The sequence below is a fragment of the Maribacter sp. MAR_2009_72 genome (assembly GCF_007827235.1).
Classification (GTDB): Bacteria; Bacteroidota; Bacteroidia; order Flavobacteriales; family Flavobacteriaceae; genus Maribacter; species Maribacter sedimenticola.
Genome location: NZ_VISB01000001.1, coordinates 1,258,795 through 1,274,351, shown reverse-complemented (window position 1 = coordinate 1,274,351; position 15,557 = coordinate 1,258,795). Strand labels below are relative to the sequence as shown.

Sequence of the window (15,557 nt, the reverse complement as noted above, 5' to 3'; positions counted from 1 at the left end):
AGTGTAAAGATACTACCACGTGTTTAGGATGAAAACAAAGAGAAAAGTCTTCTCTTATGTGATTGTCAAATTACAGAGGAGGAAGTAACCGCCTCTGTCAGTTCTGACAAGGAACAGTAGGTCGCGCACCTCAAATTTTAGAGTCCTTTTCGAATTGAGCGTCATATTATTGTGTATATTCAGTGGATGTGTTGGCATAACCAAACAAAAGTATTGAGAATAGTATAATAAAGAAATCTTTAGAGTATGGAAAATGGCTAGTAGAAATCATCATTAAACTAAGGCTAAATGACCTGACCTTGGTTGATTTTTTTTTGGGAATCAATTAGCATGAAAGCCATGGAATTTAATGATACACCTATAAAACATGTATTCTTAATTGCACTGGTTCATTTAGTTAATGGCAAGCCCATTCTTAACTTATGGAAAATATTTATTCGATTGAAAAAATTCATCAAATCAGATAACTAGGCATATATTGAAAAGGTAATGGATATCCTTTTTTCCGAATACGATGATTTTGTATCAGCCTTTATGTCAACCGCATTATAATCCTGCAACATGAATTTTTTGCCTCTATAAATTATGTCTAAAAATTCAGGAAAATTATAAGAACACCCATCTCAATTTTCGCTGGTTAAAAAGACATCATGTCTCTAGGTGAAAAAATTATAAAAAGGGCAAAAATAATTTTCGCATCTTTGAACGAGGCAGTGTTATTAGAGGATTATAAGAAAGTGCATAATGGAAAATATTTTGCAGCATTAAACTGAAGTGTTATAAAGAGTGATTTTAATAAAATCAACTTTTGTTTAGTTCTAAAACAATAGATTCTTAACGCTAAAAATAAATTTGAATCGTTCTGAATAGTTTTACTATCTTTAGTTAACGAGAGCCTCAAAATGCTGAGGGACATGTCCTTAGACGTGTCCTATTTTAGAAAAAATATTGTAATATACTGATTTTCAATTGATTATGTGGCAAGGTTGTAGTCCTGTCACCCCGACTTAACTAGTTTCATCTAGTTGCATGACGTTGCAAATCACCTGATTTGCAACGTTTTATGTTTTTAGGGGGTTCAGATGAAACCACATATTACTACCTGAAAACACCGCTCTGGTGTCCAAATCGGGAATCGACAATCACAGTATTTTTTGTACATTGAAGTAGCTTTAGAAGGTATTTGACCTTGTGTTTTTGCCATTTTATTTACTCATTTAAAGCTATGTAATATGTTAGAAAACAGTAGATTATCAGTCGTATTCGTTACCCGAAAACTCAATTTGGAAACCGGGAACATCAAGCTCTATGCACGGGTCACTGTGGATGGTAAAAGAACTGAATTCAGTTTAAATCGGGAACTACCAGTATCCCTTTGGGATGAAAAACGCAAGCGAGGTAAGGGATTTTCAAAGTATGTTATTTCCCTGAACAAGTATCTAGACCAAGTTTTTACGGGATTACATGAGGCGCACCGCCAACTATTACAGGAAGAAGTGGACATTTGTTCAGCAGGAATAAAGGCCAGGTATTTAAAAGAAGATGATAGGGGCAAGACCTTACTTGATTTGATAACCTACCATAATACGTCTATGAGTACCGTACTCAGAAAGGGTACGATGAAAAACTACAATAGTACGGAACGTTGCATTAAAGAATTTTTAAAGGAGAAAATGGGTGTAGATGACATACCCCTCAAAAAATTGAACTATGGATTTATTGTTGAGTTCGAACAATATATACGAAAGTACAAGCCAGCCACCCGAATGGGTTGTGCTAATAATGGCACCATGAAACACATGGAACGGCTAAAAAAGATGTCAAGGCTCGCCGTTAAGTTGGAGTGGCTAGATAAAGACCCATTTATAAATTTCAAACTTCGCTTTGAGAAGACCGAACGCCAGTTTTTAACGGAACGGGAGTTGCAACGCATTGAAGAAACTACCTTTAAAGTGCCAAGTACCGAACATATCAAAGACTTGTTCATTTTTGCTTGTTATACGGGGCTATCCTTTATTGATGTACAAGAACTAAAAGCCGACCATTTGGTAAAGGGTATGGACGGAAACGATTGGCTCTATACCAAGAGAACAAAGACCGATGAACCTTTAAAAATTCCCTTGTTGCCAAAAGCGAAGGAAATTCTAGATACCTATAAAGATGACCCGCATTTATTTGAGAATGGCAGATTGCTACCCCTATATAGCAACCCGATGATCAATCGCACATTAAAAGATATTGCCAACGCCTGTGGTATTCGAAAGAAAGTAACTTTTCATGTAGCCCGACATACGTTTGCAACTGCGATTACCCTTTCGAATGGGGTACCAATAGAAACGGTTTCTAAGCTATTAGGGCATACCAAGCTTTCGACTACCCAGATTTATGCTAGGGTGGTTGAAAAGAAGGTTGGGGAGGATATGCAGAATTTAATGGCTACGATGAAGCAAAAGAATTATAGATCTGGAGAAGTCTCTTAGGTTGTACTCTTCTTCATTTAAAATCTTCTACTAAAAGGTAATGTAACACTTATCAACTGACCGACGGTAGGAGGGAGGGCAATTTGTGCGAAATATTTTACTGAATGAGAATTTCATCAACCTTTTGGACAGCTTCTGCAAATGAGAATGGTTTAGACTTAAAATTAACATAGCTCTTGGTTGAATCCTCCAGTAGTAGGTTAATATAAAATAAGTCAACCTCATCATTAGTCAATGTTTCTCTTATTTTCATTAATTCTCTTTGAGTTTTCTCATAACCCGCATCATCCTTTGAGAGATTAGATATGTAGGTACTTAGAAAGTTTCTAAGTAAATGAGACTCGTATTCTTCTTTATCAAAACCATAACATATGGCGTAAAGTTTCTTTAATAATTTATAATCTTTAATTATAGAATAATTTCCGAAACTAATGAATCGAATAGATGAGCTTGGTTGTGTCTTAATAAAGTTTACCAAATAATCAATAGCGTCTTCATGATTATAAATGAATAATACTTCCAATGCTTCAGGTAAATAACGTTCCATGCCAGAATTGAGATAATCAATAGATTTGGCGATACAGTATTCTTTTTCAATTTTGTCTTGGGTCAAAATTTTGATTGCTGTCCAGCAAATTCTACTATCGATATTTTCACTCAAACTTATAAGGACGTCCTGCGCTTCGCGCGTGCTAAAATTTTTGGTATAGATTTCTACAAATCTTGCGATTTTATTTGTTTCATTAAAAATTGATATTTCGCTTTTAAAATATTCGATAACATTTGGAAAAACCTCCACTATTTCATTGTTAATTGCATAATTAATGTGTTTATATAGCACAAAACTAAACATGTTGTCTGCCTTAATGTTTTCTATTACTTGAACATCAAAAGCATGAGCGTCGCCCAATTGTTCTTTGAAATTTTCAAAATTTTCATCAGAATCCCCTGTGCTATCCAATTCATAAAATTTAAGGCATTTTAGAAGAAATTCTTTTGGCAGGTCTAGTTTAAAATTCTTGAAATAAAACAAAATGGTCTTTAATTTCTCATAATCAGTACCATAAGAAAAACTGCGAGAATCAGTCAAAATAATAACATTATCAAAATCAATTTCATTTAAGGTTTTCTGACACCATTCATAAATTTTAAAAATTTGATTTTTTGAAACATTTAAAGCCCAATTACTGTTTTTATTATTGCTTAAAACAGTTTCTATCTTTCTGAAAACAACAAAATCATTTTCCAATAATTTTTTAGCTGTTTCAAAGTCTAACGTCTCAGTTCTTCTAGTATAAATTAATTCTTCAATCAAAGAAAGTACCGGACTAATTATACTACCATGACCATTTTCATCGTACCATTTTCGATTAATTAATTGAAACTTATCATAATCTAATAAGTTCTCATTTCTAATAAAAATATTTTCTATTGCACTAAGCAAACCTTTTCTTTCAAAAAGTAAATCAAATCCTTTTTGTGTTTTACTTTCAGTTTCCTTCCAAATTTTTTCTAGTTCTATTTGAGTACGAGCTTTCTCATTGAAAATATAACCTTGTTTTTCCATTCTATCTTGAAAATCAATTGCTAAGTCTCTACTGTTCATGTTACCTATGTAATTCCTAAAATGCTCTATTTTTTCTGCTGGAATTTCTGGATGGACAATTATGTATTTCTCAACTAAATATAAAGTCTCTTCACTAACGATATTAGCTATAAAATAACCCACTTCCTTAAAAGGATATTCAGCTAACATATATTTCATAGCTAATACTTCTGTCTTACTTTCTGATATAAGTAACTTCAAAAATCTTTCATGCCTATGAAATGTAAACCTATCGCCTACAATTTTTAAAAAATCCAGAAGATAATCATCATTATCATCAATAAACTCAATTAGTTTTTTGTTTATTGAATTAGCAAAATCATCATCTAAACGAAGACTGTTATCCCTATCGAAATAATATTTTACTATTTCCAAAAATTTTATGGGTGATTTAATTTTAAGAATTAACTCCCTTAAAACATAACTATTACCTCGAATTACATTATCATCATCATTTCTAAGAACAATTTTGTTATCTCTTAAAAACTCTTCTCTTATATAGTCAAAATGGCTATCTATATCCTCGTAAACATTTATGAGCGCTAAAAGACTTCTGTTAATTTGTTTATTCGTTTCGTCCTTGAAAATTTGGAATATTGTTTCTAAATATTTAGAATCTTGAAGAGCAAATTTTTGCGACTCTATAAGACTTATCACTTGTGATTTAACAGAATTATCTTGTTTAGTATCCCGCAAAAATTTCAACAAAAGAATCTTTAATTCAGGCACGTTTTTTTTAGGTATGTAAAATCCTGACAGTAAATCTATCGCCGAAATAATCGCCCGTCGGTGATTACTTTTGTCTTTTACTATTTTTAATAAATATTCGTAATTACCAGCTGTATTGGCAAAACTTACAATTTCCGTAATATCAAATATTCTATTGGTTGTAATCCAATGTGTTTTATCCAAACATTCTCTTTTGAAATAAGCCTGAAAAATTGTGTTTCGTAATCTATCACTAATTCTATTTGAATCAGCCTTAAATAATACTTCCAATTGGTTTTTTTCTAACCAGTCGATAAGCTTTTGGTAAGTAGGATTATTTTTAGTATTTGATAGGTTTATGAAAAAAGTCAATGCATTGAATAGACTAGGATGTATAGCATCTACATCCGCAACTTTTATAAAATTTAATATATTCTTAAAATCCTTATTCAACAACGACTTTGCTACGAAGTATTCCTGTATTTGTCTATGTTCAAAGCTCCAATTTTCTAAAGTAGAATTGAAAACTAGAAAAGGATTTTCAACAAATTCAATATGCTCTCTACCAATTATGGTATTTAATTCTTCTTCGGTAATATAATTACGATGCATCAATTCATTAACAAAGGCAACTTTTTTTAGGCCTTTAGTTAGCTCTGGCGCATTGGTGATTGTTTTCTTTGCAAACTTCTTCTTGTGTTCTTGAATAGTTTTCTTGACATATAAATCCCAAATTTCAGAATCAGACTCTGGCAAACATTTCTTTTCCGTGAAATAACCCGCCAACAAATCAAGGAAAAAGGGAGAACTCAAAAAATCATTCTGTTTCTTATTGAGTTTTAAGCTCTCTATTTCGATATTATGCTTGTTTTTTAGCAATGATTTTGCCTGACTGTAATTAAGACTTTTAAGGAAAAAAACTTCAAAATCACTTATCGATATTAGATATTTCTCGTAAATATTAGTTCTACAACTAATCAGATATTTTGCATTAAGAAATGAGTTTTTTGAAATAAAAATTTCCAGTTCGGATAAAAAATCTTGAATATCTACGATTTCGTCCAAACCATCTAGAATAAAAACTATCCCAGGAAGACTTTGCCAATCCTCAAATACAATAAGACTTTCAAACGTATTTGTTTGACGAAAATACTTTAGGTTTATATATATTGGAACAAAACCGGTTCTATTTTTAGTATCCCATAGACGGTCAAATACATTTTCTAATTCAGTAGTTTTTCCAATACCAGGATTACCGAGCAAAACAATGTTATCAAATTCAAATAAGGCCTCAATTAAAGTATTTTCATTTTCATCTTGCCATAAGGTGTCGATAGAAAAATTTTCTGACCTAGTAATATTTCTTTGTTCGTAGTATTTCATTAAGAAGTAGGTTTTTTAAATTTGTTAACATCTAAAATGTCCAGGTCTAATTTATTTCCTCCTTTTTTGTCCTCAAATAAATATCCAAACCCACCGTTTTTACGATTATCATCAATTCCATTTTTAGTAGCAATACCAGTATCAGCAGCAAACTCAAAGAAGTCATAAATATACTTTCTATAATGAATTTTCTGTATCCTATTCATCTCAAGGTTTAGTTCGAATATTTGATATCCAACCTGATATTTTTCAATTGGTTCTCCCGGCTTATTCAATGATGCTCTTCCCTTGAAGCCATAACAACCACCAATTGAATTAAAGTATTGTTCAGAGCTTTGTTTATGTGAATGGCCATACAGAAAAAAATCTACTCTTTTATTTACTAAAAACCTTTCCGCTTCAATTTTTTCTTCAAAAATATCTAAGGGATGATGAAAAAGGCAAACGTTAACATCTGTTCCAATTTTTTCTAAATCATTCATTCCAGAATAGAACTGCCTTGTTCCGAAGAAATGTTTATTATGGTCAGTATTTAAAACTTCACATGTCGAACAACGCCAAGAGTCATTAATTAAAATAAACCCAACTTTGAATTTATTTTTATATTCATAGATAAACGTAGATTGATTATTAGAATATTTATATAATGGAGTATGGGCATGATATCTTTTCTCGAACTCTTTGAATTTTTTAATTCTATAATTCGCAGAGTTAAAAGCCTTATCATTTTCATCTAGGTAATCACGTAAGTTTTCAGATGTAATATTTTCTTTCAATTTTTTTTCTTCTACCCAAAAGATCTCTTTTTCATCTATGTCATGGTTACCCGGAATGAAAAGAAATTGATTTTTTGATATGCCTAGTTCTTTGGCTATTGGGTTAATAAAAATTTCTTCAAATATCTGAAAAGGGCAATTAAATGCCTTATAATCGGCCATTTCAACTAATGAATGTCCTCCTCTATCTACTAAATCCCCAGTAATAATTATTAAATCAATTGGGTTTTTTGTTCTATGAAAATCCAATAAGTCCTTAATTAACGCACCTCTAAAATTATCACAAAACTCGTCGTGATTTTCTTTGGATAGATGAATATCGGAAAAGTGTACTATGTTCATTCATTATGATAATTCCTTCAAAAATAATAAGATATTAGCACTATATCTATAAAGAATAGCAGATAGCTTCCATAAAGGTATTTGGGACCAAATTGAGTTTTGGCAAAAAAGTAGGGAAGCGGGATTGACCTTATCGCATACCCAAGCCCCTGCGGAAGTCGAAAAATCCTTCCACTTCAATCCTCCCATGCGGACAAGCTACGCCGGTCCGCTGGGAAGTCTTTTCGTTCCGGTTTTCTCGACCCCCTCGTGGCCGCGCAAAAGCACAAACGGCGAAAGAGCCGATTGACCTTTCCTTCCCCTACCCACAAAATTTAATAATGCTTCTGTCTAATTTATAATTCATCATATCGGGAAATTAAAGGTGTATAGATTCTTTTAACTATCTTGAAATCAAGAGTTAGGAGTATTGAGAAAGATAATCGACCATATCACCGATTGGCTTGTAGCCTTTAACGAAAGGAAAGCCAAAGTCAACGATGACTATACCACCTTTATTAAAAGGGGTAACAACGGTTTTATATTCGGTCTGATTCCTTTCGGGATATTTTTTCTATATATGGCATTCAACCTTTATAGGGATTATGGAAATTTTTGGATTGCGCTAATTCCAATAGTGCTTTTCATCCTAATCGTATTTATCGTTTTAGTGGCTCATGCCTATAGGGATAAACTTAGAAACCGATATAGGAACCCTTCCATGAAATTGGTAGGTTTCCATATGGATTTTAACGAACGGATTCTAAGAAGAATATATGGTTCATTGACCCGTTATGAATTCCTTGATGAGAAGCTGACCAGCTTTGAGGATTTCTACAATGTTCTTGCACTAGATTTCGACGAACACGATTCCGTTCTTTATTTCAACTGTACTCAGCCCCAACTGAAATATATTTTGGACAAGTTCAAACAGCTAAAAAAGGGAATAAGTTTAAAGTCCTTCGAGCGTTCCCAAAAGATCTATCATAAAGGCAACCAGATTTCCGCTGAAACACTTTCTAAAAAATACAACGAGTTTCCCCCTAATCATGATTTTGAGCAATTAGTAGATTCGTTCTTCGATTTCTTGGGGGATATTTAAAAATAATAAGGGGGAGCTTTCCCCTTTTTGACTTTCCAACAGCTTTCATCCTTTTACATTGCATCACCTATTTGTAACACAAGTGGCTGTTGTTTCGGCTACTTCTTTAAAGCATGTACTAATGGAAACGGACAAAGACATGATCGAACTCCTAAAGGATATTAAGGGGCTTCTTTCCCACCAAAAGAAAGTAATGAACGTAGATGATCTTGTAGCCTATACAGGACTCTCAAAGAGCAAAATCTACAAACTGACCCAATTGCGTTTAATACCTATGGGAGGCAACAAACATATCCGCCAGAAATTCTTCGATAAGGATATTATTGATGCCTGGCTGTTGGGCGAACCGAATATATCCGATGACTATTTGCAAAGGGAATTCGATAAGCAACTTTCCCATTTGAAGAAATAGCCTTTGATAAAAATGGTTAACTATTCTTATCGGAAATAGTGAAAAAAAAGTAGGTGGAAAGGGAAAAAAGAGAAATGCTAGCATTTCCCTATTAATCCGCTTGAGTAAGAATTCGAGATGTGTCATTGTCATGACAAATCTCGCTTTTACTCCCGAAGGTCGCAAAAGGGTAGGCGTAGATCATTGGGTTTTGGATACGGGATTTTCTAAATCACGTGCTTTCAAAATGATCATTTAGTATCGGTCAAAAATCAATTAAGGTGAAGAAAGAGTTTGTACAATTTAGATGTTCCATTTACGAAAAAAAACTGCTTAGGGTCAAGGCCCATAAGTGTGGACTTTCCATAAGTGAGTATTGTCGCCGTGCTGCCTTTGAGGATAGAATCATTGAGCGTTTTACCCCAGAACAAATAGAAATCTATAAGACGTTGAACAGGTACGAGGTCAACTTTAAGCGGATCGGGAATATGTACCGTAAGCGAAATCCTAAACTGGCTGATGAAGTGGTAATATTGGCGAACGAGATACGAACGCATCTATTGAGTTTTAAAAAATGATAGGCCTGGGAAAATCGATATCGCATACAGGAGCTTCCATGGGTTATGGATGGGATCAGGAAAAGGAGGCCAAAGTGGTATTTAGGGAGCATCTTTCCGGTGAAAAACCAAAGGAGATTACCCAAGAATTCAAGATTATCCAGTCCCAGAATCATCAATGTAAAAAGAACACTTTGAGTTTTGTGTTGAGTCCGACCATAGAGGATGGACGAGAATTAAAGGATAAAGAATTGAGGGAAATCACGGAACGATTCATTAAAGAGATGAAATTATTGGATAGACAAGCGATAGGATTTGTGCATAAGGATAAAAGTCATTCGCACATCCATGTGTACGTGAACCGTATCGGTTTCGATGGTAAGGCCTATAAGGACAATTTTATAGGAAAACGAAGCCAACAAGCTGCGGAACGAGTGGCAAGGCAAATGGGTCTAACTACGGTTAGGGAGGTACAGCAACAAAAATTAGACAGCATTAAGGAAGTCAAGTCAGAAATCAAGCAAGTCCACGAAAATGTTATCAGTGATTTGAAACCTAAGGATTTTGACCAATATATCAAGTTTATGAAAACGAATGAAGTTACCGTAATTCCGAGCATCAACAAACAAAACCAGCTTCAAGGATTCCGTTTTGAATATAAGGGACAAAATTTAAAGGGGAGCGAAGTACATCGTTCGATGTCGATAAACAGAATTGCACAGCAAATAGGCTTCGATAAAAAGGTAGTTCAAACAATTACCAACGACAATACTTTGAAGCTTCTTGGTAATACGGTACATATATCTCCCAATTTGGCATTGACCTTGGCTAAAAAAGTATTGAAAATAGCGGTCAAAAAAACAATTGGATTAGGAATGCAAATATAATAGTATGGCAAAAATAGATGAAATCATGGAAGTGCTCACTCAAGAAATAGCTGGGTTCAATGCTTCCATCGGCAAACTGGAAGAACTTTCCAAAACACTGAGCAATCAAAAAGTACAGGCGGATACTTCGGTGATGGAGTATCATATCAATGACTTTTTACGGACTCAAAAAAGAACCATGGAGTCTGTTGAAAAGCAAATGACCGAAGTGGTTGTAAATCTGAAAACAGCTCAATTGACCCCAAAATGGGAAGGTACTATACTTCTTGTTTTTTTGTGTATAAATACGATTGCCTTCAGTTATCTGGGCTATTATTTTATCCAGTTTGAGGATAAAAATAGAGTTGCTTTTAATAAGGGTAGGGACGAAGGTGTGGGTATTGTAAGGGGCTATTTTAATGACCACCCCATTATCTATAAGGATTTTGAAAAGTGGACCCAAAAAAGGGATAGTATTCCAAATCAAAAGTAGGGTGCGCCCTATCCGGTTTTTGCTTAACGCTAATCTGCCGGAAGCACTACAAAAACCGGACAGGATCCACGCGCAGGTAAGTTATGGTAAGATTTGGGTACCTGCTATATGAAATAGTTTTTTCGGTTTTATATTTTTTGAGTTTTCGTCTCTTTTTTTCCTTTGACATAAGCCATATTTAATTAAGGATAACTTTTTCAAAAAGATGGTCATTCGGAACTTTTAAGCTACTCTGAAAAAAGAACTCCAATAATTTTCAATGTGTCCTTTTTTTGCAGTGAGTATACGATTTTAAGAAAATCAAAAAGAAAATGAAACCCTTAAAGCACACAGGTAAATGAAGATATCGACAAAGCTTTTAAAAATTTAAACACAAAGCAAGGAAAGAAAAGTTACCAGCCCTAATGGCCACAAAAAAATATTATATCTTTTTCTATTTTATAATTATATTTAAGATAGGAAAAGTATCGAAAAGTTTTTATATGGATAAAAATGCAGTCAAAGACTTGCAATCGGATGATAGGTTGAAACTGAAAGCGCTTTATAATCAATATAGAGCCGAGTTTCTAGGTTTCGGTAGATATTATAATCTAGATCAAGATTCATTGGCAGACGTATATCAAGAATCTTTTTTGGCACTTAGAAAACGGGCTTTGCAAGGAAAATTAAATACGGTGGAAAGCAGTATGAAAACATACCTCTTCGGTATAGGTAAATTTAAAATTTATGATGCGCTAAAAGCAAAAAAAAAGGAAGTGCCCTACGAATCTAAATTGCATTTGGTAGCCGATGAAATACCGGCAATTGAAATTGAAAATCCGCCTCAATTAAATGAAAAAGAGCAGTTGTTACGCAAATACCTCAAGGAATTGGGAGAAAAATGCAGGCTGGTGTTAACTTTATTCTATTATCGGGGACTAACTATTAAAGAGATTGCCGAACACGCAGACTACAGCAATGAAAATGTGGTAAAAGCCCAAAAGTCACGCTGTTTAAAAACGCTAAGAGAATTGTGTAATGGATAGTGCTATGGAGAGAGAAAACTTGTTAGAAAAATACTTACGGGACAAGCTGACGGAAACGGAATGGCAAACATTCGACGCACTCTTAAAAAGTGACCCTGATTTTAAGGAAGAAGTAGAATTTCATACGGGTGTCAAACGAGCGGTGACTGCGGAAGAAGATGAAAATTTCAGGAACATACTGTCCGATTTTGAATCGGAGTACCGGAACACAGTGCCAAAAACCGTACCGCTTCAACCATCAAAAAGAGTAAAACTCCCTATGAAATGGATGGTGGCCGCTTCGGTAACCCTATTGGCAGGGATTGCATATTTCTTTTCGGCAAATCAAGCTGCTGACCCACAAGACTTGTTTGTGGCTAACTTTAAACCATATCGGAATGTAACGCACCCCATAACCCGTGGGGAAGAGACGACAGATGCCAAGACCAAAGCGTTTTTGGCATATTCCAAAGGCGATTATAAAGAGGCTATACCGCTTTTTGACGAATTGTACGCTTCGGACAAGGAAGCCTACTATCTCTTTTACATGGCCAATGCGTTGATTCAATTGAATAGGGCAGGGGAAGCTATTCCCTTACTTCAGGAACACCTAAAAACCCAAGATGCCCTTACTAATAAATCCAATTGGTATTTAGCCATGGCGTATCTACAATTAAGGGATACCAAAAAAGCAGGAGAAGCCCTAAAAAAAGTATTAGCGGCTAAGGGCTATAAAGCAGAAGAAGCTAGGCAGCTGCTTGATGCGCTTTGATTTTTTTATATCCGACCACCAAAATTCCTATACCCAGAAGTCCGAATACTAAGGGCCAAGGCGAAACAGGTTCGTCCGATACCGGAGCGTTATCGCCCAGCACCACAAAACTAGCCCAATAATAAGGATGTTTTAGCTCTTCTTCATCTGTAGTGTTCAGGTAATCGAGTTTGGCCTGTTGCAGTGCTTTGGATTTGGTGAGGCCTTTTTTCAGGTGCTTGTAATAGAACCCCATGAGTTCGCTGGTCGATTGATCATCATTCTTCCATAAGGTTATAGAAAGACTAGGTACACCCGCATATTGAAACCCGCGTGCCAAGCTTAGCACACCTTCCCCATTTTGTAATTTGCCTATTCCACTTTCGCAGGCGCTCAATGTAACCATGTCGGCCTTCAGATTATAGTTATAAAGATCCTTGATAAAGAGTCGGTCTTTCCCTTTGTTTTGAGAAGCAAAAGCCAGATATGAAAAATCAGGCTCTTCATCATTTGTCAAAGCATGGGTGGCAAAATGGATCAAGGAATAATCGTCTTTCATCTTCTGAAAATTATCCAAAGAAGCGTTTTCGCCCGATAAAATTTTTCCTTTGAAATAACTTGAAATTAAATTTGCTTCCTGATTGTTAAAGGGAAGAGGGCTTAACCTTGAATTGGAATCAAAAGTTGGGGAAATGGTCAGAAGATTACTTTCTTTTTTTGACCTTTTTTGCGATTTGTTGGTAAGCAAGGTCGCAGAATTGGCGTAACGAATGTTTTTGGATTTGAGAAGGTAATCTTGCGTTTTACTTTCAACTAGTACATCAAATGGGATATAGTTTAGGAGACCGTCGGCGATTACGGTTAAATTGGTATTCCGGTCATTTTCAATGCAAGGTGCCAAAATTTTCGAATAAATAGATTCGCCCAGTTTTTTAATCTTATCAACTCTACCTTCCTTCTGAGTTGAAAGTAGCGAATAAATTTGCTCAATATCTTGTTTCAACTTCGCCGAAATTTGGATTTTTAAAAATGTAATGTCGGTTTTGGTAGTAACTAAAACTAAAAACTCTTCTTCCGTTTGATGATAAGAAAGCACGGTTTCGTCGGTTCCAATGAACTCCTGTAACTCCTGTACTGAAGTTGTTTTGGTGTCATACTTTAATCGATAGTAATTCGGGTGCTTTTTTTCGATGTCACTTAAGAGGGCATTGTAGTTCGTGTTTAATGTAAAAAGAGAATCCAGAAGAACTGTTCTGCCTTCGATAGAGGCGTCATCATCACTTAATTTTTTTTCTATATTAGTAATATATGCCCGGAATTGCTGCTCTTTGTCCAGAACGCGCTCTGGAATAGCGCCAAATGCGATCGCTTCTGTATTCTTAACTGATTCCAACAGCAGTATTCCTTTACTTTTTTCTAAGAATAAAAAGGCATCCTCTAAAAATCTTTTGTCCCTAGTCGCCACATACCCCATATAGGCCGCTTGTATCATTTTATGAAAGGCAGGGTAAGTTTGCTCGATTAGAAATTGTTTATCGAGTTTACTGTCAAATTCAGGACGCAAAGCATCCAAGGTGGCGACGATATTTTTGGATGTATTGGTCGATGCCTCTGAAATCGAATTCTCGAAGCTTAAGGCCAATTGTTGACTTAACACTTCCTGTTTTTTCTTTAAAATGGTTAATAATTGCGTTTTGGAGAAAACACTGCTCGGATCCGGGTTGGCAATCATGTTATTTTGATCAAAATCCATAGACGCACTTATCAAAGCTTGTTGGTAATATTCGATCGATTTTTTGAGCTGATTCCGATTCCGTTCCAAATCCCCGAGTTTTAAATAGACCTCGGCTACATCTTGGTGTCTAGATTCTTTGCGATAATTGATGGTTTCATGAAGTACGGAATCGTAATAAGCCTCAGCCTTTTGATATTGGTTTGCCTTTGTATGGAAATCTCCTAACATCATTTTTTTTTCTTTGTTGAAATGGTCATTAGGAATTGTAATCTTCTCGACTTTCTTTAAAACTTTTTCAGCAACTTGAATACTATCTTGCAATAGGTAGATTTCCGAAACTTGTAAATAGGACGTGATTAGAAGATTTTTGTACTTACTGCTATAATTTTTCTCAAAAAAACTTACAGATTCCTTCAATATCGATGTAGCCTGTTTATACTGTCCTTGACGTTTATAAATATTGGAAAGGTGTTTTTTGTTGTTGTAAAGTCGTTCTTCCCATTCATTCAAACGCTCTCTGAATTTAGCGCATAGATTTATGGCTTTTTCAAAATAATGCTTTGACTGATTTAACCTACTCTGCCTTGCATTGATTAAACCCATAAAATTAAGAGAGGTTAGATAGGCTGAAAGTTGATCTTTATCCATTTTATCGACATCCATACCGGACATCTTTTTGTATAGTTGGTCAAAATAGTATTTGCTATTTGAGTTATCCTTTAGCTTATAATAGTAATTACCTTTTAAAATTAGGGCTTGGGTAATGTAATATTCAATATTTTCAATACTATCTGCTAATGAAATGCTTTGGACAATTTTTTCATAGTTATCCAAATGATTTTTATACTTATCAAGATGGTAATAATAACCATCTGTATAGGCCAGAAAATCATATACATAGAGTATGTCCTCTATTTTATTTTGGTTTTTGGACAAATCCAGTGCCTTCTCAAAATAATAATAAGCACTATCTTGATTGATTGTAATATGGTGGTAGCCTTTCATGAAAATTTTCCCGAATTCGCTATCGAGTTTAGAATCTTGTGCAGATAATAGCCAAGAAGCCAAAATAAAGATCACTAGGCTTCGCAAAAACATTGAATATTTTTTTTTTAGATTCCTAAATGGCATCCTAAAGTAACCTTTGATATATTAAGATAAAAATAAAGAAAGTGGAACAGTAAAGGGTCTCCAAAAGAGACTGTAATACCGTACAATTCTTACTGAAGGTTTGTTAGTTCAGAGCCCATATTTGAAACTTCGATTTTAAACTGATTTACACCTATCGTGTAGCACACTCCTTATCTCAAGCGCTAAACAAGCTGACAACACTAATTTTATCAAAACAACGCTGGTATAAAAGTACAAATTATACTAAAATTAG

11 protein-coding genes are annotated in these 15,557 nt (G+C 34.6%); 8 read left to right on the top strand and 3 right to left on the bottom strand.

Going from position 1 to position 15,557, the window contains the following annotated elements; genetic code table 11:
- The first annotated feature begins 1,232 nt into the window (after window positions 1-1,232).
- Window positions 1,233-2,480 carry a site-specific integrase gene (locus JM81_RS05400; RefSeq protein WP_144801185.1) on the top strand — a complete coding sequence of 416 codons (1,248 nt, stop codon included), beginning with the start codon at window positions 1,233-1,235 and terminating at the stop codon, window positions 2,478-2,480.
- A 97-nt stretch (window positions 2,481-2,577) separates the two neighbouring features.
- Here the strand turns inward: JM81_RS05400 and JM81_RS05395 are convergent, their stop codons facing one another.
- Together JM81_RS05395 and JM81_RS05390 are read right to left on the bottom strand one after the other, a co-directional pair.
- On the bottom strand, window positions 2,578-6,177 hold the full coding sequence (locus JM81_RS05395; RefSeq protein WP_144801183.1) for an NACHT domain-containing protein: 3,600 nt from the start codon (window positions 6,175-6,177) through the stop codon (window positions 2,578-2,580).
- Window positions 6,177-7,295, bottom strand: a complete 1,119-nt coding sequence (locus JM81_RS05390) for a metallophosphoesterase family protein (RefSeq protein ID WP_144801181.1) — start codon at window positions 7,293-7,295, stop codon at window positions 6,177-6,179. The genes JM81_RS05395 and JM81_RS05390 overlap by 1 nt, the downstream gene beginning before the upstream one ends.
- Before the next feature lie 409 nt (window positions 7,296-7,704).
- On the opposite strand from JM81_RS05390, the gene JM81_RS05385 reads away from it, so the two are divergent.
- From JM81_RS05385 to JM81_RS05355, 7 genes are all read left to right on the top strand, one after another.
- A complete protein-coding gene (locus JM81_RS05385; RefSeq protein ID WP_144801179.1) occupies window positions 7,705-8,376 on the top strand; it encodes a DUF6617 family protein in 672 nt (223 codons plus the stop codon).
- A gap of 121 nt (window positions 8,377-8,497) precedes the next feature.
- On the top strand, window positions 8,498-8,788 hold the full coding sequence (locus JM81_RS05380; RefSeq protein ID WP_144801177.1) for a helix-turn-helix transcriptional regulator: 291 nt from the start codon (window positions 8,498-8,500) through the stop codon (window positions 8,786-8,788).
- 260 nt (window positions 8,789-9,048) lie between these two features.
- Window positions 9,049-9,345, top strand: coding sequence for a mobilization protein MbpA (gene mbpA / locus JM81_RS05375; RefSeq protein ID WP_144801175.1), 297 nt, complete (start codon window positions 9,049-9,051; stop codon window positions 9,343-9,345).
- Window positions 9,342-10,211 carry a relaxase/mobilization nuclease domain-containing protein gene (locus JM81_RS05370; protein WP_144801173.1) on the top strand — a complete coding sequence of 290 codons (870 nt, stop codon included), beginning with the start codon at window positions 9,342-9,344 and terminating at the stop codon, window positions 10,209-10,211. The genes mbpA and JM81_RS05370 overlap by 4 nt, the downstream gene beginning before the upstream one ends.
- Window positions 10,212-10,215: 4 nt before the next feature.
- Window positions 10,216-10,683 carry a DUF6730 family protein gene (locus JM81_RS05365; RefSeq protein WP_144801171.1) on the top strand — a complete coding sequence of 156 codons (468 nt, stop codon included), beginning with the start codon at window positions 10,216-10,218 and terminating at the stop codon, window positions 10,681-10,683.
- 482 nt (window positions 10,684-11,165) lie between these two features.
- Window positions 11,166-11,708 carry an RNA polymerase sigma factor gene (locus JM81_RS05360; protein WP_186435532.1) on the top strand — a complete coding sequence of 181 codons (543 nt, stop codon included), beginning with the start codon at window positions 11,166-11,168 and terminating at the stop codon, window positions 11,706-11,708.
- Window positions 11,709-11,712: 4 nt separating this feature from the next.
- Complete coding sequence (locus tag JM81_RS05355) at window positions 11,713-12,459, top strand: tetratricopeptide repeat protein (RefSeq protein WP_186435531.1); 747 nt, start codon at window positions 11,713-11,715, stop codon at window positions 12,457-12,459.
- Here the strand turns inward: JM81_RS05355 and JM81_RS05350 are convergent.
- Entirely contained in the window at window positions 12,434-15,241 is a 2,808-nt protein-coding gene (locus JM81_RS05350; RefSeq protein WP_186435530.1) for a CHAT domain-containing protein, read from the bottom strand. The two genes, JM81_RS05355 and JM81_RS05350, sit on opposite strands and share 26 nt — an antisense overlap.
- Between the last annotated feature and the right edge of the window lie 316 nt (window positions 15,242-15,557).